Annotated in this window: 19 protein-coding genes, 4 tRNA genes and 1 pseudogene; 7 read left to right on the top strand and 17 right to left on the bottom strand. The window is 57.3% G+C overall.

Annotation, left to right across the window (positions count from 1 at the left end; genetic code table 11):
* Positions 1-354: 354 nt before the first annotated feature.
* The 5 genes and pseudogenes from ACQR3R_RS29450 to ACQR3R_RS29430 all read right to left on the bottom strand — a co-directional run bounded on the left by ACQR3R_RS29450 (position 355) and on the right by ACQR3R_RS29430 (position 3,049).
* Entirely contained in the window at positions 355-759 is a 405-nt protein-coding gene (locus tag ACQR3R_RS29450; protein ID WP_428278046.1) for a hypothetical protein, read from the bottom strand.
* Positions 760-1,131 (bottom strand): hypothetical protein, encoded by a 372-nt coding sequence (locus tag ACQR3R_RS29445; protein ID WP_003223109.1) that lies wholly within the window; start codon positions 1,129-1,131, stop codon positions 760-762.
* Positions 1,128-1,469, bottom strand: coding sequence for a helix-turn-helix domain-containing protein (locus tag ACQR3R_RS29440; protein ID WP_428278042.1), 342 nt, complete (start codon positions 1,467-1,469; stop codon positions 1,128-1,130). The genes ACQR3R_RS29445 and ACQR3R_RS29440 overlap by 4 nt, the downstream gene beginning before the upstream one ends.
* 258 nt (positions 1,470-1,727) lie before the next feature.
* Positions 1,728-1,826, bottom strand: a pseudogene (locus ACQR3R_RS29435) (YkvA family protein); the annotation flags it as partial.
* A gap of 506 nt (positions 1,827-2,332) precedes the next feature.
* Positions 2,333-3,049, bottom strand: a complete 717-nt coding sequence (locus tag ACQR3R_RS29430) for a BamJ family beta-barrel-assembly machinery protein (protein WP_428278040.1) — start codon at positions 3,047-3,049, stop codon at positions 2,333-2,335.
* A gap of 269 nt (positions 3,050-3,318) precedes the next feature.
* On the opposite strand from ACQR3R_RS29430, the gene ACQR3R_RS29425 reads away from it, so the two are divergent.
* Together ACQR3R_RS29425 and ACQR3R_RS29420 are read left to right on the top strand one after the other, a co-directional pair.
* Positions 3,319-5,121, top strand: coding sequence for a di-heme-cytochrome C peroxidase (locus tag ACQR3R_RS29425; protein ID WP_428278038.1), 1,803 nt, complete (start codon positions 3,319-3,321; stop codon positions 5,119-5,121).
* The gene (locus tag ACQR3R_RS29420) at positions 5,118-6,251 is read left to right on the top strand and encodes a catalase (protein WP_428278036.1); all 1,134 of its coding nucleotides are present in this window, start codon (positions 5,118-5,120) and stop codon (positions 6,249-6,251) included. Before ACQR3R_RS29425 ends, ACQR3R_RS29420 begins: the two co-directional genes overlap by 4 nt.
* A 79-nt stretch (positions 6,252-6,330) precedes the next feature.
* On the opposite strand, the gene ACQR3R_RS29415 is transcribed toward ACQR3R_RS29420, so the two are convergent.
* The 4 genes from ACQR3R_RS29415 to ACQR3R_RS29400 form a co-directional block, all read right to left on the bottom strand.
* Positions 6,331-6,407: transfer RNA gene (locus tag ACQR3R_RS29415), tRNA-Asp, on the bottom strand.
* A 19-nt stretch (positions 6,408-6,426) separates the two neighbouring features.
* Positions 6,427-6,502: transfer RNA gene (locus ACQR3R_RS29410), tRNA-Val, on the bottom strand.
* A 189-nt stretch (positions 6,503-6,691) separates the two neighbouring features.
* Positions 6,692-6,768: transfer RNA gene (locus ACQR3R_RS29405), tRNA-Asp, on the bottom strand.
* Positions 6,769-6,787: 19 nt separating this feature from the next.
* Positions 6,788-6,863: transfer RNA gene (locus ACQR3R_RS29400), tRNA-Val, on the bottom strand.
* Between the two features lie 160 nt (positions 6,864-7,023).
* Between ACQR3R_RS29400 and rdgC the strand changes: the two genes are divergently transcribed.
* The 3 genes from rdgC to sugE all read left to right on the top strand — a co-directional run bounded on the left by rdgC (position 7,024) and on the right by sugE (position 9,433).
* A complete protein-coding gene (rdgC, locus tag ACQR3R_RS29395; protein WP_428278034.1) occupies positions 7,024-7,944 on the top strand; it encodes a recombination-associated protein RdgC in 921 nt (306 codons plus the stop codon).
* Positions 7,945-8,034: 90 nt separating this feature from the next.
* On the top strand, positions 8,035-9,000 hold the full coding sequence (locus ACQR3R_RS29390) for a bile acid:sodium symporter (protein ID WP_428278032.1): 966 nt from the start codon (positions 8,035-8,037) through the stop codon (positions 8,998-9,000).
* Between the two features lie 118 nt (positions 9,001-9,118).
* Positions 9,119-9,433: a quaternary ammonium compound efflux SMR transporter SugE gene (gene sugE / locus ACQR3R_RS29385; RefSeq protein WP_428278030.1), complete on the top strand. Its 315-nt coding sequence runs from the start codon at positions 9,119-9,121 to the stop codon at positions 9,431-9,433.
* A gap of 75 nt (positions 9,434-9,508) precedes the next feature.
* Here the strand turns inward: sugE and ACQR3R_RS29380 are convergent, their stop codons facing one another.
* The 7 genes from ACQR3R_RS29380 to ACQR3R_RS29350 all read right to left on the bottom strand — a co-directional run bounded on the left by ACQR3R_RS29380 (position 9,509) and on the right by ACQR3R_RS29350 (position 17,370).
* The gene (locus ACQR3R_RS29380) at positions 9,509-10,303 is read right to left on the bottom strand and encodes an iron-containing redox enzyme family protein (protein ID WP_428278028.1); all 795 of its coding nucleotides are present in this window, start codon (positions 10,301-10,303) and stop codon (positions 9,509-9,511) included.
* Between the two features lie 44 nt (positions 10,304-10,347).
* Positions 10,348-12,807 (bottom strand): EAL domain-containing protein, encoded by a 2,460-nt coding sequence (locus tag ACQR3R_RS29375; protein ID WP_428278026.1) that lies wholly within the window; start codon positions 12,805-12,807, stop codon positions 10,348-10,350.
* Between the two features lie 180 nt (positions 12,808-12,987).
* Positions 12,988-14,805, bottom strand: a complete 1,818-nt coding sequence (locus ACQR3R_RS29370; RefSeq protein WP_428278024.1) for an ATP-binding cassette domain-containing protein — start codon at positions 14,803-14,805, stop codon at positions 12,988-12,990.
* A complete protein-coding gene (locus tag ACQR3R_RS29365; RefSeq protein WP_428278022.1) occupies positions 14,798-15,436 on the bottom strand; it encodes a DsbA family protein in 639 nt (212 codons plus the stop codon). Before ACQR3R_RS29365 ends, ACQR3R_RS29370 begins: the two co-directional genes overlap by 8 nt.
* A gap of 3 nt (positions 15,437-15,439) precedes the next feature.
* Positions 15,440-16,381 carry an oxygen-dependent tRNA uridine(34) hydroxylase TrhO gene (locus ACQR3R_RS29360; protein WP_428278020.1) on the bottom strand — a complete coding sequence of 314 codons (942 nt, stop codon included), beginning with the start codon at positions 16,379-16,381 and terminating at the stop codon, positions 15,440-15,442.
* Positions 16,382-16,536: 155 nt separating this feature from the next.
* Complete coding sequence (locus ACQR3R_RS29355; RefSeq protein ID WP_428278018.1) at positions 16,537-16,833, bottom strand: BolA/IbaG family iron-sulfur metabolism protein; 297 nt, start codon at positions 16,831-16,833, stop codon at positions 16,537-16,539.
* Positions 16,834-16,845: 12 nt separating this feature from the next.
* Positions 16,846-17,370 (bottom strand): DUF2059 domain-containing protein, encoded by a 525-nt coding sequence (locus tag ACQR3R_RS29350; RefSeq protein WP_033055281.1) that lies wholly within the window; start codon positions 17,368-17,370, stop codon positions 16,846-16,848.
* Between the two features lie 192 nt (positions 17,371-17,562).
* On the opposite strand from ACQR3R_RS29350, the gene ACQR3R_RS29345 reads away from it, so the two are divergent.
* Positions 17,563-18,957: a class II fumarate hydratase gene (locus tag ACQR3R_RS29345; RefSeq protein ID WP_428278016.1), complete on the top strand. Its 1,395-nt coding sequence runs from the start codon at positions 17,563-17,565 to the stop codon at positions 18,955-18,957.
* Between the two features lie 105 nt (positions 18,958-19,062).
* On the opposite strand, the gene ACQR3R_RS29340 is transcribed toward ACQR3R_RS29345, so the two are convergent.
* Complete coding sequence (locus ACQR3R_RS29340) at positions 19,063-20,022, bottom strand: EamA family transporter (RefSeq protein WP_428278014.1); 960 nt, start codon at positions 20,020-20,022, stop codon at positions 19,063-19,065.
* Between the two features lie 75 nt (positions 20,023-20,097).
* Here ACQR3R_RS29340 and ACQR3R_RS29335 point away from each other — a divergent pair, with 75 nt between their 5' ends.
* On the top strand, positions 20,098-20,427 hold the full coding sequence (locus tag ACQR3R_RS29335; RefSeq protein WP_428278012.1) for a DUF6316 family protein: 330 nt from the start codon (positions 20,098-20,100) through the stop codon (positions 20,425-20,427).
* The last annotated feature ends 16 nt before the right edge of the window (positions 20,428-20,443 follow it).

Genomic DNA, 20,443 nt, shown 5'->3' with positions numbered 1-20,443 from the left:
CACCGGGCATTTGTCGGTCGCGGTGTTACGGGCGGAATCGGTGCTGTCGTCGTTAGGGTTTTTCGCTTGTCGGGAGGCGTCGTCGTGACGCTCGGTTTGGGTGATCTGGTCCATCAAAACGCTGGACGGCATGAAGAGAAATAAACAGGCAGGTCAATCATCAGCAATCCCTTGCGCGGAAAATGGGCGCGCGAGACTTTGCGGCGATTCAATCAGGAAAGAAGTCAGGAAAATCGGATTAGGCGGTAGGACATTTCGCCAAACAAAAATCACTGAACGATGCACAGGCAGAAACGCAAACGTGGCGGGAGGTTGCCCTCACGCCACGTTTTTTTGTAAAAGCACTACCGAGTTTTATTCAGGGCTACCAGTCGACAACTGCTCCAGCTTGATCTGCGCCAATGGGTGGCCCGCTTTTGCAGCGATCCCCCAGAACCTGGCGGCTTCAACCGCATCCGGCGCCTTGCTCGGCGTACCCGCAAGGCTGATCACGCCCACCTGATACGCAGCCTTGCCGTCGCCCGCCAAGGCAGCAAGGCGCAGCAAACGAACACCTTCCTCACGAGCACCAAGGCCAACGCCGCGAAAGGTCAGGATGTGGCCGTAAAAACTTTGCGCACCGACGTCGCCCAGATTCGCCATCCGTGCGAATTGGCCTTCTAGCCAACTCCAGCCGCGCGGCTGACGCACAAACCACGACCAATGAAACAACCGGCGGGCCAGCCAATAACTGGCGCGCGCCTTGAGTCGCAACAACACTCAGGCCTCTGCCGATTCGGGGTATTCGTATTCGAATACACGCACCACTTCGGAGGCATGCCAGGACGCCGCAGCCACGCCATCGGACGGTCCCGAGAATCGCCCCAACCGTTCGACGCATTCGAAGAAACCGGTGCGTGGCAGCCGGCTGGCGCCCTGACTTATGACCAGTGAGCTGCGCAAAGGCTGCTCGGCCTTGGCGTCGAGTGCGGCGAGATGCTCAAGTGCCGCGGTCAAGGTCTGCATGGCTGGCGTCGGCAGTTGCAAACGCTCCAGCAGTGCTCGGTAGGTTAAAAGATGACGCTGACGGCGTGCTTGATCCAGCTCGCCCAGTAACCCGTCCCAATGTTGACGACTGATGCGTACGCTCACGATTCATCCCTCCAGCCTGGCACCGTCAATTCCCAGGCCAGGCTGCGGCGAATCGCAGCGTCGGGTAGACGCTCGCCACTTTCAATCAAGGCCAGATAAGACGGGCTGATGCCTACCGTGCGGGCTAGCGCCTCAATGGCGATGCCCTTCCCTTCGCGCAAATTGCGTAGTTGATCCAGGCCCGGAAGAACCTGGTCTGGTGTAGCGGCTTGACGCACAGGTGCGTCAGGCGCCGGTTGCTCGTTAATGCCTGCTGCTTTCAGTAGAGCCTGATACTGAGCCCACGGCAGAACCGCGTACTCGGGCTCGCCTTCGCGTGTGATTATCTGAATATCCATGACTTCCCCGTAGGACAACGACACTTAGCGAGTCGGCGCTTTTCCCTAGAAGTGTAATCCTAACAGCGGCTAAGGTCGCGGGGGCTATCAATCTATGGTGGATTCTGATTAACCTCAGTTTTTTTTCGGCCCCTGAAGTTGAAGTTGCTCTGGTGTATCGGGTAAGCGCTCGACCACCGCGAGTTTCTCCGGTAGTTGGCGGTTGCGCCAGGCGCGAAACGCATTAAGTTCGTCATCGAGGACTTTCATCACCCACGCCAGCACCGCAATGTCATCGAGCATCCCGAAAACCGGAATGAAATCCGGAATTGCATCGATAGGGCTGAGGAAGTACATCAGGCCCGCCACTACCGAAATCATCGCCTTGGGGCTGATCGCTCGATATTCACCTCGCCAGTAAGCAAGACAAAGCGCCTGTAACAAGCGCAAATCGTCCTTCAACTTCCCCAATCGATTGCCCTGACTCGCACTTTTACTGGCAACGGCGAACAGTAGGGTCGGCAAACGTCCACGGGCAAGCAAGCGTCCAGCCAGAGGCAGGAAACGAGCAAAATTCCAAGGTGTTTTCATCATTCCTCCCACTGAAATGTTATCCACACAAATTGTGGATAACCTTGTGAACAGAGCTGCATTTCACCGCTGAAAGGCCCGTTTTATAAGGGCCGAACTCAGATCGGGCGTTTTTTACTCACATAAAAAAACCCAATATTTCATTGACTTGGCGACCGCGCGCGACTAGCGCTGATCCCTCAATGGCTATGACTACAGCGTATGGCATCTGTTCGCTTTGTTTAAGCACCGCTGAGCCCCAGATGCAACAACGCCCCGCGTAGGCGAGGCGTTGTTGTCAGAGCAGACGCTGATTACTTGGCGGCGTCGTCTTGTTTTGCTGGATCTTTGATCGCCAGCAGTTCCAGGTCGAATACCAGCACCGAATTGGCCGGGATTGCCGGGCTTGGGCTTTGAGCGCCGTAAGCCAGTTCGCTTGGAATGTACAGCTTGACCTTCTCACCGACGTGCATCAGTTGCAGACCTTCAACCCAACCCGGGATCACGCCGCTAACCGGCAGATCAATCGGGCTGCCGCGCTCGACGGAACTGTCGAAAACGGTGCCATTGGTCAATTTACCGGTGTAGTGAACGGTCACTACGTCGGTCGGCTTAGGCTGTGGGCCGTCGGCTTTCTTGACCACTTCGTATTGCAGGCCTGAAGCAGTAGTCGTTACACCTGCTTTCTTGCCATTTTCTTCGAGGAATTTTTTGCCGGCAGCTGCCGACTCTTCGCTCATTTTGGCCATACGCTCTTCAGCACGTTTTTGCAGTGCTGCGAAGGCTTCGACCAGTTCGTCGTCCTTCAGCTTCTGTTCTTTCTTGCCGACGGCATCTTCAATGCCTTGCGCTACGGCTTTGGAGTCCAGGTCATCCATGCCTTCCTGAGCCAGGCTTTTGCCCATGTTCAGGCCAATCCCGTAGGAAGCTTTTTGCGCCGGGGTTTTCAGCTCTACGCTGGTCTGCGAATCACAACCCGCAAGTACCAGGCTAACCAGGGCCACCGCCGCCGCCAACCGATGCTGTTTCATGCTATTTCCTTGTTCATGCGCCTAAAGGGCAATCGAGTAAAGCCGCGAGCTTATCAGGCGGCCACGACCAATGGCTACCGGCATGAGAGCGGGATACTGCTGATAAGTTCAGGTGTTTTAACGCATTTGCAGAATCGGATGATGAAGCTTCTGTCATCTGGAGCCTGCGCCGCCCCCTGCCCCCACTCACACAGTCTGGTGTAATAGCCACTTGCCACCCATGCGCAGCTGAGGCATAAGTGAGCGATAACTCGACAAGGACGTTTATCTTGCGCCTCATCTTCCGCCTGCTCGCCCTGATTGCATTGCTCTTGGTCATCGCTCTGGCGGTGGTTCTTTATTACGTCGCCAATCCAAAATTACCGGCCTGGTCTCCCGCTCAACAGGTGCATTACCTGGAGCAATGGAGCGACGCGGACCGTCAGGTTTACTATTTCACGCCGCAAGGCACCCAGGTCAAAGGCTTGCACTACGAGTGGTTCAACGCGCTTGAGCTGCCGTTCTCCAAGCAACGATTTGCCACCCCCGAGTACCTCGCTCGTTTCGGCTTCCTGATTGACCCCAGCCAAAAAGCGACGGTCGCCAACCCAGGCAACCTGCCCGTGGGATTCGCGCGTCACCAGAACCTTGGCAGCCAGGATCAGTTTCTGGACATTACATGCGCGGCCTGCCACACCGGCGAGTTGCGCTTAAACGGTCAAGCGATTCGCATCGATGGAGGATCGGCGCAGCATGTCTTGCCGTCGAGTGTTCCGACGTTGCGCGGAGGCAGTTTCGGCCAGGCATTGGTGGCCAGCCTGGCCTCGACGTACTACAACCCATGGAAATTCGAGCGTTTCGCTCGCACCGTACTGGGTCAGGATTACGATGCCGGGCACCAACAGCTGCGCGAAGACTTCAAACTGTCCCTCGATGCTTTTCTGAAATCAGCCTGGAACGACACCCATCGCGGGCTGTACCCAACCGAAGAAGGGCCTGGCCGTGCCGACGCGTTCGGGCGCATTGCCAATGCGAGTTTTGGTGATGCCATTTCGCCAGCCAACTACCGGGTGGCCAACGCACCGGTCGATTACCCGCAGCTATGGGACATCTGGACGTTCGATTGGGTGCAATGGAACGGTTCGGCGCAGCAACCGATGGCGCGCAACATCGGTGAAGCGCTCGGCGTGGGTGCCACGCTGAATTTCTTTGATAGCAACGGGCAGCCATTCAAGGGCGAGGAACGTTACCCGTCCAGCGTTCGGGTGCGAGACCTACAGCTGATCGAACAAACGCTGCAACGCCTTAAACCGCCCGCCTGGCCGGAAGAACTGCTAGGGGCTGTGGACAAGCCCCTGGCAGCTCGAGGCCGAGACTTGTTCGCCGTGAATTGCGCGAGATGTCACACCCCCCGCGTTACCCACAGCGACGAACGAGACGTGCAACATCTGAAAATGCTTGCGGTGGAGGTCATCGGCACCGACCCAACCGCCGCGGACAACATTGCCAACCATCGCTTCGACCTCAGCAAATTGCAGTGGGACCCGGCAGAACTTGCGCAACTGGATGTCGAGCCAAAACCCACCGAAGGGTTTGACCTGAGCAAGATGTCAGTGGCGACAGGACTGGCTTATGTGACGGCATTTGTCGAAAACAGGGCGTATCGCGAGGCCAAGGTCACGCCTGGCGAGCAACCGGACATGGATGGATTCGGCCTGCCGATTGGTGTCCGCGAAATGCGCGCCTACAAGGCCCGCCCGCTGGCAGGCGTGTGGGCAACGCCACCGTTTCTGCACAACGGATCGGTGCCCAGCCTCTATCAATTGCTCTCGCCTCAGGATGAGCGCGCCACGACGTTCTACAAAGGCACCTTCGAGTACGACCCGAAACATTTGGGCTATCGCACGAATGCTTTTACCAATGGCTTTGAATTCGATACCCGGATCACGGGCAACCACAACAGTGGCCACGAATTTCGCGCCGGCAAGCTTGGCAATGGCGTGATCGGCCGCTTGCTGCAACCCGAAGAGCGCTGGGCGCTCCTTGAATACTTGAAAGTGCTGGGTGGACCGCTGGAGTCGCAATTACCATGAAAACCCTTTGGCTGCGCTTTGGCGCCTTTCTCGGAAAAACCTTGTTGTGGTTGCTGGTCGTTGGACTACTCGGCTGGGCGCTCGCCACGGCATGGTTCGCATGGCAACACAGCGGATCGGTATCGGCTGAAGAGCTGATTCCCGCCGGCGAAGCAGCAATGACCCAGGACATCATCCAGACTGCCGTTCGCATCGTCGATCAGCACCGCGAAAGTACGCGCTACCTGCGCGACGCTCATGCCAAGGCACACGGCTGTGTGAAAGCTTCGGTGCAGGTCCTGCCAGACTTGCCGGCTGATTTGCGACAAGGTGTATTCAGCGAACCGGGCAAGACCTGGCAGGCCACCATGCGCCTGTCCAACGGCAACGCCTATCCGCAGTTCGACAGTATTCGTGATGCGCGAGGCATGGCGATCAAGCTGCTCGACGTGCCGGGCAAACAACTGCTGAGTGACCAACAAGGGCGCGGTGAACAAGACTTCGTGATGTTCAGTCACCCGAACTTCTTTGTCAGCGATGTCGCTGAATACCGTCAGAATGTGGCCGCTCAGGCTGACGGCAAGAAGGTGATGGCGTTCTTCCCTGGTTGGGACCCGCGCACTTGGCAGATTCGCCACTTGTTTATCGCTTTGGCAACGTTGACACCCGCCCCTGAGAGTCCGACGCAAACCACCTACTTTTCGGTTTCACCCTACAAATTCGGTGAGGCCAACGCCAAGTTTCGTGTGATGCCGGACCCGGCAAGTTGCCCGGTTTATACCCTTCCAGCGCAGAACCACACGCTACCTAACTTCCTGCGTAATGCGCTGAATCAGCAGCTGTCGACAGATCGGGTATCGGCGTGTTTCGTCTTGCAGATCCAGCGTCAGGACTCGAGCAAGTACATGCCGATAGAGGACACCAGCATTGAGTGGCGCGAAAGTGATGCGCCCTTCGAGACGGTAGCGCGAATCAACTTGCCGGCGCAGGACTTCGATACCCCGGCACTCAACCTGGCATGCGATAACCAGTCGTTCAATCCGTGGTTCGGCGTGCAAGCTCATAAGCCCATTGGCGGGATTAATCGGCTACGCAAAGCGGTCTATGAAGCGGTCAGCGATTACCGTCACCGCCGCAACGCCGAACAATAAATCGCACACAGCAAAAAGCCCGCATTAAGCGGGCTTTTTCCGTGGTGACCTGGCGTTCAGCGTTCCAGGTTACCGAATATGGCGCAGCGGACGGGACTCGAACCCGCGACCCCCGGCGTGACAGGCCGGTATTCTAACCGACTGAACTACCGCTGCGCGTAACATTGAAAGTAAGTGGTGGGTGATGACGGGATCGAACCGCCGACATTCTGCTTGTAAGGCAGACGCTCTCCCAGCTGAGCTAATCACCCTTTACCTTCGTTGCGGGGCGCATTGTGCCACAGTTTTTCATAACGTGTTGATTTAATTGATAAATAAATTAAAAAAACTGAAAAACGGTAAAAACGACACACCCAGCAGGAACTTCGGACAGAAAAAAGCCCGCGATTAAGCGGGCTTTCTGTGGTGACCTGGCGTTCAGCGTTCCAGATTACCGAATATGGCGCAGCGGACGGGACTCGAACCCGCGACCCCCGGCGTGACAGGCCGGTATTCTAACCGACTGAACTACCGCTGCGCGTAACACTGAATGCGAATGGTGGGTGATGACGGGATCGAACCGCCGACATTCTGCTTGTAAGGCAGACGCTCTCCCAGCTGAGCTAATCACCCTTCACGTTCGGTGTGGCGCGCATTCTACGGAGCGACCTAACCTCTGGCAAGCACTTTTTACAATAATTTTTTCATGCCTTCCAAAGGCTTAGAGAAGGGTTGGCCTATGGCGCTACGAAGAGAATAATGCCCCCCTTTGTATAAAGGAGAGACTCGCCCCATGTGGTTCAAAAACCTGCTTATCTATCGCCTGACCCAAGATCTGCCTTTTGATGCCGAGGCGTTGGAAACTGCACTGGCCACCAAACAGGCGCGTCCATGTGCAAGCCAGGAGTTGACCACCTACGGTTTCGTCGCGCCCTTTGGCAAAGGCGAAGATGCACCGCTGGTGCACGTCAGTGGCGACTTCCTGCTGATCGCCGCCCGCAAAGAGGAACGCATCCTTCCGGGTAGCGTCGTGCGTGACGCGGTGAAGGAAAAGGTCGAAGAGATCGAAGCCGAACAAATGCGCAAGGTCTACAAGAAAGAGCGCGATCAGATCAAGGATGAAATCATCCAGGCCTTCTTGCCTCGCGCCTTTATCCGTCGTTCGTCGACGTTCGCCGCCATCGCGCCGAAACAGGGCCTGATCCTGGTCAACTCGGCCAGCCCGAAACGTGCCGAAGACCTGCTGTCGACCCTGCGTGAAGTGATCGGCACCCTGCCGGTTCGCCCACTGACCGTGAAAATGTCTCCGACAGCATCCATGACTGAGTGGGTCACCACCCAGAAAGCGGCGGACGATTTCTTCGTGCTGGACGAGTGCGAGCTGCGCGATACCCACGAAGACGGCGGTATTGTGCGTTGCAAGCGCCAGGACCTGACCAGCGAAGAAATCCAGCTGCACTTGAGCACCGGCAAAGTGGTGACTCAACTGTCTTTGGCCTGGCAAGACAAACTGTCTTTCGTTCTCGACGACAAGATGGTGGTCAAGCGTCTGAAATTCGAAGACCTGCTACAAGATCAAGCGGAACAGGACGGTGGCGAAGAAGCCCTCGGCCAACTGGATGCCAGCTTCACCTTGATGATGCTGACCTTCGGTGATTTCCTGCCGGCGCTGGTTGAAGCGCTGGGCGGCGAAGAGACTCCTCAAGGAATCTAAAGCCTTGTGATATCCCCTGTGGGAGCGGGCTTGCTCGCTCCCACATGGGGTCCTGTGTCATTGTCAAAATCGAATAATAAGGATCAGGCCATGCGCGCCCTCGCCGCTTTAAGCCGCTTTGTCGGAAACACCTTTGCCTACTGGGTGCTGATTTTCGCTGTCTTGGCGTTTCTGCAGCCAACGTGGTTCATCGGCCTTAAAGGCGCCATTGTTCCGTTGCTGGGCCTGGTGATGTTCGGCATGGGCCTGACCCTGAAACTCGATGACTTCGCCGAAGTCGCTCGCCATCCGTGGCGCGTGGCGCTGGGCGTCGTCGCCCATTTCGTGATCATGCCCGGCATGGCATGGTTACTCTGCCAAGCCTTCCAGTTGCCACCGGAAATCGCCGTCGGCGTCATTCTGGTCGGCTGCTGCCCGAGTGGCACCTCATCCAATGTGATGACGTGGCTGGCACGTGGTGATCTGGCGCTGTCGGTCGCCATTGCCGCCGTGACGACCCTTCTCGCGCCACTGCTGACGCCGGCACTGATCTGGCTGCTTGCTTCCGCCTGGCTGCCGGTGTCGTTCATGGAGTTGTTCTGGTCGATTCTGCAGGTGGTGTTGCTGCCGATCGTCCTGGGTGTGGTTGCGCAGCGCCTGCTGGGTGCGCGGGTCAGGCACGCGGTAGAAGTGCTGCCACTGATATCGGTGGTGAGCATCGTGATCATCGTCGCTGCAGTCGTTGCCGCCAGCCAGGCGAAGATTGCCGAGTCAGGCCTGCTGATCATGGCCGTGGTGATGCTGCATAACAGCTTCGGTTATTTGCTGGGCTACTTTACCGGCCGCCTGTTCAAGTTGCCCTTGGCGCAACGCAAGTCCCTGGCGCTGGAAGTCGGCATGCAGAACTCCGGTTTGGGCGCCGCTTTGGCCAGCGCGCACTTCTCGCCATTGGCGGCGGTTCCAAGCGCGTTGTTCAGCGTTTGGCACAACATCTCCGGGGCATTACTTTCTACCTATTTCCGCCGAATGAGCGAAAAAGAAGACCGCGAACTGGCGGCACAAAAGGCCAGCGGCTGATCACAAACTTGATCCCCGGGTTAATGATGGGCACTCTATTGCGCAACGCGAGGACGACCTCGCGGCTCGATCGAGTCATTAATCTGGGGACGACCCCGTCAATCGATGGAGGTTTCTCTTGTCCTGGATCATTCTGTTTTTCGCCGGCCTGTTCGAAGTGGGCTGGGCCGTTGGGCTGAAATACACCGATGGCTTTAGCCGCCCTCTTCCTACCGCATTGACGGTCGCCGCCATGGCCATCAGCCTTGGTCTGCTGGGCCTTGCCATGAAGGAATTGCCGCTGGGCACGGCTTACGCAATCTGGACCGGCGTCGGCGCCGTCGGCACTGTCATCGCCGGGATCATTCTGTTTGGTGAGTCCATGGCATTGTTCCGGCTCGCCAGCGTGGGCCTGATCATTGCCGGGCTGATCGGACTGAAAATCAGCGCATAGGCAGCAGTAATAAAAAAGCCCGCACCTTGTCGTTCCAGACGAGGCGCGGGCTTTTTTTCAGCGCGTTTTACCTGCTCAGCCCTCGGCGAGTGCCAAGCGCTCACGCGTTACAGTGGACTTTTCCGCGTGTTCCAGTTGCATGCAACGCTCCAGGAACAGGAACATATAGTCATAGCTCTTGCAGACCGCTTGGCGCAATTCCACTTGCAGCGATTTGCTTGGGTTCATGCCGGCCAGGGTGCAGATGATTTCCAGCGCTTCCCACGGATGGGCATCGTCATACTGGGCGTGCATCTTCAGCCACTTCATGGCGCGCTTGCGATCTTCTTCCGGGAACGATGCGGCATAAACGCCGCTGGAGCAGACCAGTGCAGACCACTCGCCTGTCGCGCCTTCGATGGCGTAGTTGGTGGCGGCAATGGCCACAATCAGTGAATCCGCCGAACTGGTGTGCCAGCACCAATGACTCAGCGCATGAAGTTCCGGCGTCACCTGTTGCGCTTGCAGGTCCTCCAGGCCCACCCCATGCGCACGACTCCAGTGCACCCAATAATCGGCGTGGTTCAATTCCACGCGAATATTGCGCATCAACCAGCGGCGCGCCATGTCTTCGCCGGGATGGCGTGCAAAGCGGGTTTTAGTAAGGTTCTGTGCCATATACAACGCGAACTGTTCCACCACCGGCCAGCCACCAATCAAATAGTGGCGCATGGTTTTTGCACTGAGCTTGTTATCACGCAGACGCTGATACAGTTCGTGTTCGACAACGCGGCGCTTGCTCTCGCTGCAGTCCTGAATCAGGCGCTGGGCCCATGCAGGATAACTGGCAGCTTCCATGAGCGGTCCGGTTCGATTGAATGTGTCGATCACTGTCGAGCTCCTTTTGATTGTGATTGTAAGGACCAGCAAGAGATTCAACGAAACGTGCCGGGCGCCTTGAACAACAACGGCTGAGGCCGCGCAGGACGACTCTGCAGACTTTCACAGGTAAACAGATGCGGACGCTCAATAACATACCCTTGAGCGTAATCGACGCCGATCTCCAGCAATGCCTGCTCGATCTGCGGTGTTTCGACGAACTCTGCAATCGTACGCTTACCCATGACATGACCGATGTGATTGATCACTTCGACCATGGCGCGGTTGATCGGGTCGTCCAGCATATCCTTTACGAAACTCCCGTCGATCTTCAAGAAGTCTACAGGCAAATGTTTCAGGTACGCGAACGAGGACATACCGGCGCAAAAGTCATCCAACGAAAAGTGGCAGCCTAAACCTTTGAGCTCATTGATAAATCTGATCGCGCTGCCGAGATTTGAAATCGCACTGGTTTCAGTGATTTCAAAACAAATCATTTCAGGCGGAATGGCATAAGCCTTGAACTGCTCACGCAGGAAATCCAGAAATGCGTCATCGCCAATGGTGGTGCCCGACAGATTGATCGCACACATTGCCAGTGGACCTTTGTGCTGCTCGACAATGCACTGGGCGATGATTTTGAAGACATTTTCCACCACCCAACGGTCCAGGGAGGTCATTAACCCGTAGCGTTCAGCCGCCGGAATAAAACTGTCAGGCAGAATCATCCGGCCAGCTTCGTCATGCAGACGCAAAAGAATCTCGATGTGCCCGCTACCCTGTTCCGTCAGCCCAAGAGGCGCTATCTCCTGGGCGTAAAGACAGAAACGGTTTTCTTCCAATGCCATGTGCAGGCGCTGCACCCAGGCCATTTCACCAAAGCGCAGGGAAAGCTCGGAGTCGTCGGCGTGATAGACCTGAACTCGATTACGCCCCTTTTCCTTGGCCATGTAGCAGGCCATGTCCGCAGCGCGTAACGAAGCTTCGAGGGTGGTTGGATTCTGCGCGACATGCACCAGCCCGATGCTCACCGTGGTGACGAACGGCCGACCTTTCCAGACGAAATGCAAATTTTGTACAGTCTGCCGCAGGCTTTCGGCAATTTTCTCCGCCGCGTCCGGCGCACAGTTTTCCAGCAAAATGCCGAACTCGTCGCCGCCCAGCCGGGCCAAGGTATCGCCTTCGCGCAGGCCTGATTGCAGCAGCGCGCAGATATGCCGCAGCAACTCATCACCGGCCGCATGGCCGCAGGTATCGTTAACCAGTTTGAACTGGTCAAGGTCGAGAAACATCAACGCATGCCGCCCGGGTTGCCGGGTGAGATTGTGCAGTGCCTGCTCCAGGCGATACTCGAACTCGCGACGGTTGGCGAGCCCGGTCAAGGCATCATGGGTAGCTTGCCAGGACAGATTGGCGATGTACTGCCGCTCTTGAGTCATGTCATGCAACACCAGCACGGTACCGCTGACCTTGCCGGCGTTACGGATGGGGGCCCCGACCAGCGTGACCGACACCGTGCTGCCATCCAGACGCTGAATCAGTTTGGAGTGTTCGCTGCCACCACTGAGCTCGCCGCTCAGGATGTGCTCGATCAGCGTGAAACCGTCAGCTTGAGCGTTCTCGTCCAACAGGTTGAACAACGCTGCTAACGGCAACCCTGTCGCTTGCTCGGACTTCCAGTGGGTCAAGGCCTCTGCGGCCGGGTTCATGTAAGCAATCGCACCCTCGACATCCGTGGTGATCACGCCATCACCAATGGATTGCAGGGTGATTTGCGCGCGCTCCTTCTCGAGTTGCAGCGCGTCGGCAAAGGCATGGCGCTGCTTGAGCAGTTTGTGAGTGCGCATCAACGCCAACACAATCAGGCCCAGGGCCGTTGCGAAATTCGTCACCAGCAACAGGTGCAGGATCACGCGCGAGCCTTGACCCAATGCATCACTGAACGCCCGGGCTGCCGGCGTCACACCATCATTGATGTCGAATATCTGCTGCTTCCAGCGCTTGATGTCAGCGTCGGTCGCCAAATTGTCGGTGATGCGCTGATGCATCTCTCGAGCAACGTCATCAAGTTTCACCAGATAGGCATCACCGACCGTCCAGCGGTCAATGGCTTTTTCGAGGTAGCTGAAGTGCCTGAAGTTAAGGTACAGCCAGATAAGGCTGGAAACGTCATCCGGGTGATTACCCCCCTTGAGGATGCCATGGCGCGCCGCTTCTATATCCGGTGGCTGCTTATCCAATGCCAGACGCAGCTCATGCCCTCCTTGGGGCACGGCTATGGCATTTTGATACTTGAGAAAAATAGTCTCGTCGCGACTGTCGGCATATAGATTGAGGTAATAAATGGCGTCTTTCTGGCCCTTGGACCACAGGCTTTCCCCGGCCACATAGCCACGAACCGCCGACAGCATATACAAGCTAACGCCGCCCAGGAGCGCCTGAAACAGAACGACGGCGATGAAGGGCCAGACGATGCCCAACAACCGTGGAGTTCCGAGAGTCCGCGTTTGATTCATGAGGTCCCTTGTTTTAGCACTGCCAGATCAGCATCCCAACGTGATCGCTACAGCTAGACTAGGGTGCGTTCTCAATCCCGGCAAGAATTCCCACGCACACAACACACATCTATTGCTGATACGTGAACTCCCCCTCAACAAAAATCACGAGTGGTTACGATAGTTAGGACCACGCCTGAATCAGTGTTGCTGCAAATGCCCGTAAAGTTTGGCGTACAAACCACCCTCGGCAATCAATTGTTGATGGTCGCCGTCCTCGGCAATCTGCCCGCCGTCGAACACTAACACCCGGTCAGCCTGCTTCACCGCGGATAATCGATGGGCAATGATCAGCGTGGTGCGCTGGCTGAGAAACCGCGCCAGAGCCTGGTGCAGGTTGTATTCAGTCGCAGCGTCCAGCGCAGAGGTTGCCTCGTCGAGGATTACCACTTTCGGTTCGGCCAGCACCATCCGTGCAATGGCCAGGCGTTGCCGCTGACCGCCGGAAAGGCGCACACCGGACCGTCCCACGACACTGTCCAGGCCGTTGGGCAGTTCGCGAACGGTTTGTTGCAACTGGGCAATCTCGAGCGCCTGCCAACAGGCCTCGTCGCTACGTTCGCGGCCCATGGTCAGGTTGGCGCGGATGGTGTCGTTGAACAGGGCCGGATGCTGCAGCACCACGGCAACATTCTCGCGCACGGTTTCCAGACCAATCTCTTGCTGGGTCGACCCACCAAAACGGATGGTTCCCGCCAGTGGTGTGTACAGCCCCAACAGCAACTGCACCAGCGTACTTTTACCCCCACCGCTGGCGCCGACAATCGCAACTTTTTCACCTGGCGCAATCGACAGGTCCATTTGATTCAGGACCCACTCGTCGCCGTAACCGAAACTCAAGCCCTGAACTTCGATGCCCACGGTATCGCGGCCCTGGAACGGGTCGACACCCCCGGGATACTGCGGTTCATCAGCCCGCGCCAGCAGCTCATTTATCCGCGACAGCGCGCCGCCAGCCGCGTAGTAGGCGTACTGCAGATTGAGCAGTTGCTCCACCGGGCCGATCATGAACCACAGGTAACTGAAGACGGCCAACATCTGCCCAATCGATAAATCGGAAAACAACACCGTGAGCATTGCTGCCGCGCGGAAAATGTCGATGCCAAACTGGAACAGCAAGCCGCTGGCACGGTTCGAGGCGTCGGTTTTCCATTGCGAGGTGACGGCGTAATCACGCACTTCACGAGCGCGCTGCCCCAGGCGCCCCAGGAAAAAACCCTGACGGTTGCCAGCACGCACTTCCTGAATCGAGTCGAGGGTTTCGGTCAGCGCCTGAGTGAAGCGCGAGGTGCTGTCGTTCTCGAGTTTTTTCAGGTGCTTGACCCGTTTGCCCAACTGCACCGTGGCGTAGATCACCAGTGGATTGAACAGCATGATCAGCAGCGCAAGCTTCCAGTGCATCCAGAACAGAATGCTGGCGGTGCCCACCAGCGTCAGCATCGCCACCAGGAAGCGGCTGAGGATTTCGCCGACGAATTTATCCAGCGTATCCAGATCGGTGACCAAGTGCGTAGTCACGGTTCCGCTGCCCAGGCTTTCGTACTCGCCCAGTGAAATGCGTTTGAGCCTTTCAATCAGCCGTACACGAATGCGGTACACGATGTCTTTGGCCAGTGCTGCGAAGAGCCGCGCCTGAATGACGTTGAACACCAACGCAGCGCAACGCAGAGTGAACGTGACCGCCAGCATCAGGCCGATGTAACCGGCCGCTTTCTGCCAGCCTTCGGGCAATGCGTGGTTCATGATTTTCAATGCACTGTCGCCGTGGCCCAGCAACACTTCGTCCACCAGCAGTGGCAGCAACAAAGGGATGGGCACGCTGCACAGCGTTGCCAGCACGGCCACGCCATTAGCGATCCACAATGATTTTTTATGGTGCAGTGCCAATCGGCGGATTTCGGCCCAACTCAGACGATCAACACGCTCGGGGGCAGGCGCGTCATCAGGCAGGTCATGCACAGGCAGCGCGCTCCAGCCAGCGGCCGAGTAACGGCGACAACTCGCTGAGCGGCTGATAACCATTGGTCAGCAGCGCCAACTGGCCATCACGCTCGGCCAGCAAGGTTGGAAAACCGGAAATGCCCAAGTCCTGGACCCATGTGAAGTCGGCAGCGGTGGCCGCGTGCTGATCGGCTCGATCGAACGCGGCGGCAAACTCGATGCGTGGCAGACCCGCGCGTTCCGCCAGCTCGACCAGAATACTGGCGTGCGTAACGTCGCGACCTTCTGCGTAAAACGCTTGCTGAATCAGCCCAAGCAACTTCCAGGCGCAATCCGGCGCCAGGCTACGCGCAGTCACCAACGCCCGACATGCAGGCTCAGTGTCGTAGACAAACCCATCCGGCAGCGCACCGTCGAGCTTGAACGGCTGACCGGTGGTTTCGGTTACTGCCTGCCAATGTTCAAGGATATAACGGCGCGTGGTCGGCTCAAGCGCCGCGCCACTGCCGGTACGCAAACCACCGACCACCAGGTGCACTTCGACACCTGCAGCCCTTGCCTGCTCAACCAAAGCATTCGCAACCGGCGCAAAACCCCAGCACCAGGAACACATCGGATCCATCACATAGAGCAGGCGGCGCGCAGACATGGTTCAAGCCTCGGAAGGAGTTTGCTTGTAGTTGTAGCCGATCGGGTGAGGCAAGTTGCGAGCTTTGGCCAGTTCAATCTGCTTCTGCCGATCAGTGGCGCTACGACGGGTCTTTTCACTAAGCGTATCCCAGCAATGCGGGCAACTGATGCCGGGCACATAGTGCTCCGATGCACGGTCTTCCACGCTCACCGGCGTACGGCAGGCATGGCACTGATCGTAGTCGCCTTCGCTGAGGTCATGACGAACCGTAACGCGGTTATCGAAGACGAAGCAGTCGCCCTGCCATTTCGTTTCTTCCAGCGGGACCTCTTCGAGGTATTTGAGGATACCGCCCTTGAGGTGGTAAACCTCGTCGAAACCCTGGCTGAGCATGAAGCTCGATGCCTTTTCGCAACGAATACCGCCGGTGCAGAACATCGCGACTTTCTTGTGCACGGCGGGGTCGAAGTGTTCTTTGATGTAATCGGGAAATTCACGAAAACTGGTGGTTTTCGGATCGATAGCGCCTTCGAAGGTACCGATTGCCACTTCGTAATCATTGCGCGTGTCGATCAGCAGTACTTCAGGGTCGCTGATCAACGCGTTCCAGTTTTGCGGGTCGACGTAAGTACCCACCGTTTTGTTCGGGTCCACGCCATCGACGCCGAGGGTGACGATTTCTTTTTTGAGTTTGACTTTGGTGCGATAAAACGGCTGTTCGTCGCAGTACGACTCTTTGTGGTCGATGTCATCCATGCGCGGGTCGTTCTTGAGCCACGCCATCAGCCCGTCGATGCCTTCGCGACTACCGGAGACGGTGCCGTTGATGCCTTCTTCAGCGATCAGCAGCGTGCCTTTGATGCCATTGTCGACCATTGCCTGCAGCAGTGGCTCGCGCAACGCGACGTAATCTTCCAGAGTGACGAACTTATAAAGTGCCGCCACGACAATCTGTTGTGTCATGGGTAATTCTCCAGGTGGCTACCCTCGTAAGGGGTGAACCGGATGCGAAAAAAAACGCGCCGATTAGCGGCGCGTTGCGGATTCTAACAAAAAAAGCAGCTTCAAGCGGCAAGCCTGAAGCGAGATGCCTTTAGCGTGCAGCTGATAGCTGCTTTTTAATGCTGTCCTCCTGCACAGGTCGGCGAGGCCGGGGCCGCGTCAATCTGTGCCCATTCCTGTGGCGTGTAGGTATGCAGCGCCAACGCATGAAACTCGCCCATCAACTCGCCCAGCGTGCCATAGACTTTCTGGTGACGCTTGACGCGATTGAGCCCTTCAAACTGCTGGCTGACCACCACCGCTTTGAAGTGGGTTTGCAACCCACGGCTATGCATATGGCTTTCATCCAGCACTTGCAGGTGCTCGGGCTGTAACAGGCCCAGCGTCGATTCAATGCGTTGTTGCATGGTCATACCGAACTCCGCTTAAGGCTTTTTCTTGGCTGGAGCGGCGGCGCCTTTTGGCTCCAGCTCAGCAGTCATGTCAGCCAGCAGTTTGTTGACTACAGGCACAGCGCTTTCCAGTTTGGCTTGGGTCATCTGGGCCGATTGCTGAGTCAGCTGCGGCATTTTTTCCAGGACTTTCTTGCCCAATGGCGACTGGTAGAACGCAACCAGGTCCTTGAGCTCGGATTCGCTGAAGTTAGTGGTGTAGAGCTTGACCATGTCCGGCTTCAGCTTGTTCCAGCCAATGGCTTGGTCCAGAGCGGCATTCGCCTTGGCCTGGTAGGTCTCCAGCAGCGCTTTCTTCGATTCAGGAGCTTTGGTTTGTTCAAAGCGTTGAGCGAACATTTGCTGCACTTGCATGTACACCGGAGTGCCCAATTTGTCAGCGTGCGCCAGGGTCAGGAAAGCTTCGGCACTGGCGTTGTGGCTGGCGGTATCGGCAAAAACAGGGCCGCTGGCGCAAACCAGTGCAACCGCGGTACAGATGGCACGAAGACGAGTCATCGAGTTTCCTTTTCTAGCAGGCGAGGTAATACCCCAAGGGCGTCCATTCTGCGCCTAAAAAAGTGTGTCACTCAACCCCAAGCCTTGTCGGGCCTGATTTAGAGGGGTTGAATGGTCTAATTCCAGTCTCATGGAACCACGGCCGATGATCACGGCCTAAACTGCGCTATCAGACCGACAGGAGTGTGCATGATGAGCCGTATCGAAACCGACAGCCTTGGCCAGGTGGAAGTCCCTGATGAGGCCTATTGGGGCGCTCAAACACAACGCTCACTGATTAACTTCGCCATCGGCAACGAACGCATGCCGCTGGCAGTGCTGCACGCTCTGGCGTTGATCAAGAAAGCCGCGGCACGGGTCAATGACCGTAATGGCGACGTGCCCGCCGATATTGCCCGGCTGATCGAACAAGCCGCCGACGAAGTGCTCGACGGCAGCCACGACGATCAGTTCCCACTGGTGGTGTGGCAAACGGGCAGCGGCACTCAAAGCAACATGAACGTCAACGAGGTGATCGCCGGGCGTGCCAATGAGCTGGCCGGCAACCCGCGCGGTGGCAAGACTCCGGTGCACCCGAACGATCACGTCAATCGTTCCCAGAGCTCCAACGACTGTTTCCCGACCGCCATGCACATCGCTGCAGTCCAGGCTGTGCAGCAGCATTTGCTGCCGGCGATCGGCGAGTTGTCGGGCGGACTGGCCGAATTATCGGCGCGGCACATGAAACTGGTGAAAACCGGCCGTACGCACATGATGGACGCCACGCCGATTACTTTCGGCCAAGAGCTTTCAGCATTCATCGCGCAACTGGATTACGCCGAACGGGCAATCCGCAGCGCACTGCCGGCGGTTTGTGAACTGGCCCAGGGCGGTACTGCGGTCGGCACCGGGCTGAACTCGCCGCACGGCTTTGGCGAGGCGATTGCGGCAGAACTGGCGGCCCTTTCCGGTTTGCCGTTCGTCACGGCGCCCAACAAATTTGCCGCACTGGCCGGCCACGAACCGCTGACCACCTTGTCTGGTGCCTTGAAAACGTTGGCCGTGACCTTGATGAAAATCGCCAACGACCTGCGCCTGTTGGGTTCCGGGCCGCGAGCCGGTTTTGCTGAAGTGAAGTTGCCGGCCAATGAGCCGGGCAGTTCGATCATGCCCGGCAAGGTCAACCCGACTCAATGCGAAGCCTTGTCGATGCTGGCCTGTCAGGTCATGGGCAACGATGTTGCGATCGGTTTTGCAGCCAGTCAGGGGCACTTGCAGCTGAACGTGTTCAAACCGGTGATCATTCACAACCTGCTGCAATCGATTCGTCTGTTGGGGGATGGCTGCAGTAACTTCCAGCAGCATTGCATTGCCGGACTTGAACCGGATGCAGCGAAAATGGCGGAACACCTGGAGCGCGGCTTGATGCTGGTCACCGCGTTGAACCCGCACATCGGCTATGACAAGTCGGCGGAGATCGCTAAAAAAGCTTACGGCGAAGGGTTGACGCTGCGTGAAGCCGCGTTGCAGTTGGGGTACCTGACGGATGAAGAGTTTGACGCGTGGGTGCGGCCGGAGAACATGCTTGAAGCTGGGGCCAAGGGCTGAGATTTTCGGCGCCTGATCGTCAGCCTTCGCGGGCAAGCCCACTCCCACAGGAGTACGCAATCTACTGTGGGAGCGTGGCTTGCCCGCGAAGAACGATAACGCGGTTCAACTGGCCGCCATGCGCACGCGACGAGCCTTGAGACCTGCAATCAGCGAAGGCCCAAGGGCCACCAATGCTGAACCCGCCACCACCAATACCGCGCCACCATAGCCCAGACCGTTGATGGTTTCGGCATGCACGTAATCAGGCCACAACCACGCAGCGAAGGCCACGGCCAAAAACGTCACCAATGGCGTAATCGCCAGTGTTGCACTGACCCGCGACGCCTCCCAATGCGCCAACGCTTCGGCAAATGCGCCATAGGCAATCAGGGTATTCATGCAGCACGCCAGTAACAGCCAGCCCTGCAGCGGGCTAAGTTGCAACGCTTCCAGTGGATGTACCCACGGCGTGAGCAGCAAGGCGCAGAACAGATAAATCACCATCATCACTTGCAACGAATTCCATACCGTCAGCAACTGCTTCTGCCCCAAGGCGTAGAAAGTCCAGACCGTAGACGCCAATAGCACCATCAATACACCGGCGGTGTAATCGGTCAGCGAGGTCAGCAATTCGCTCAAGCGCTGGTTGAAAAACAAGACAAAACCGATCAGCAGCACCAACAAGCCTATGCCCTGCCCTACGCTGAATTTTTCCTTGAATACAAACAGACTGGCAATCAGCAACATGATCGGGCCCATCTGCACCACCAGTTGCGCGGTACCGGGGCTCAGCAGATTCAGGCCCATCAGGTACAGCACGTAATTGCCCACCAGACCCAGCACCGCCATCAGCACCAGCCAGCCTCCGCGCGGGCCAAGCACTTTGCGACTCGGCAAGCGTTTGGTGGCGGCCAGATAGAGAAACAGGCAACCACCCGATACCGTCAGACGAAACCAGGTCACCGTGACCGGGTCCATCACCTGCAATACCTGTTTGAGCTTGATCGGCAGGATTCCCCACAACAACGCGGTCAACAAGGCCAGGGACAGACCGTATACCCAGCGACCCGATGAAATGTGCATGCGAACCCCGAAGCCAATTGGCGAGAAGCGTCATTCTAGGCGCAACCGTCAAACGCTCACAGGGACAGTTGCCGCGTGGCCGCGAATGAAACTGTGCAGGTCGCAACAATAATCTGGCGCAATGCCGTCGATCAGTTAGTCGGGCGTCGCAAGCGGTTAATGCATAAGCTGCTTGGATCCACCAACAGGAACATCTTTCAGGAGATTGCCATGTACGGCATGCGCGCCCAGGACAACGCCCCCGCGACACACTTTCGCAGTGACCGGATGTGTCGAGTGAACGGGGAGTTGTATTTCAGCACCCGGGAAAACACCCTTGAGGGGCCGTATGAAAACCCGGAAGTGGCGGCGCGTGAAATTCAGGCGTATATCGAGCGCATGCAAGTCTTAAATGCTCAACATTAGACTTGGGCGCAGCCAC

It is taken from the genome of Gordonia sp. IEGM753, from assembly GCF_050321825.1.
Classification (GTDB): domain Bacteria; phylum Pseudomonadota; class Gammaproteobacteria; order Pseudomonadales; family Pseudomonadaceae; genus Aquipseudomonas.
Note: the sequence above shows the minus strand (reverse complement) of the source record. Positions and strands in the feature narration are given on the sequence as shown.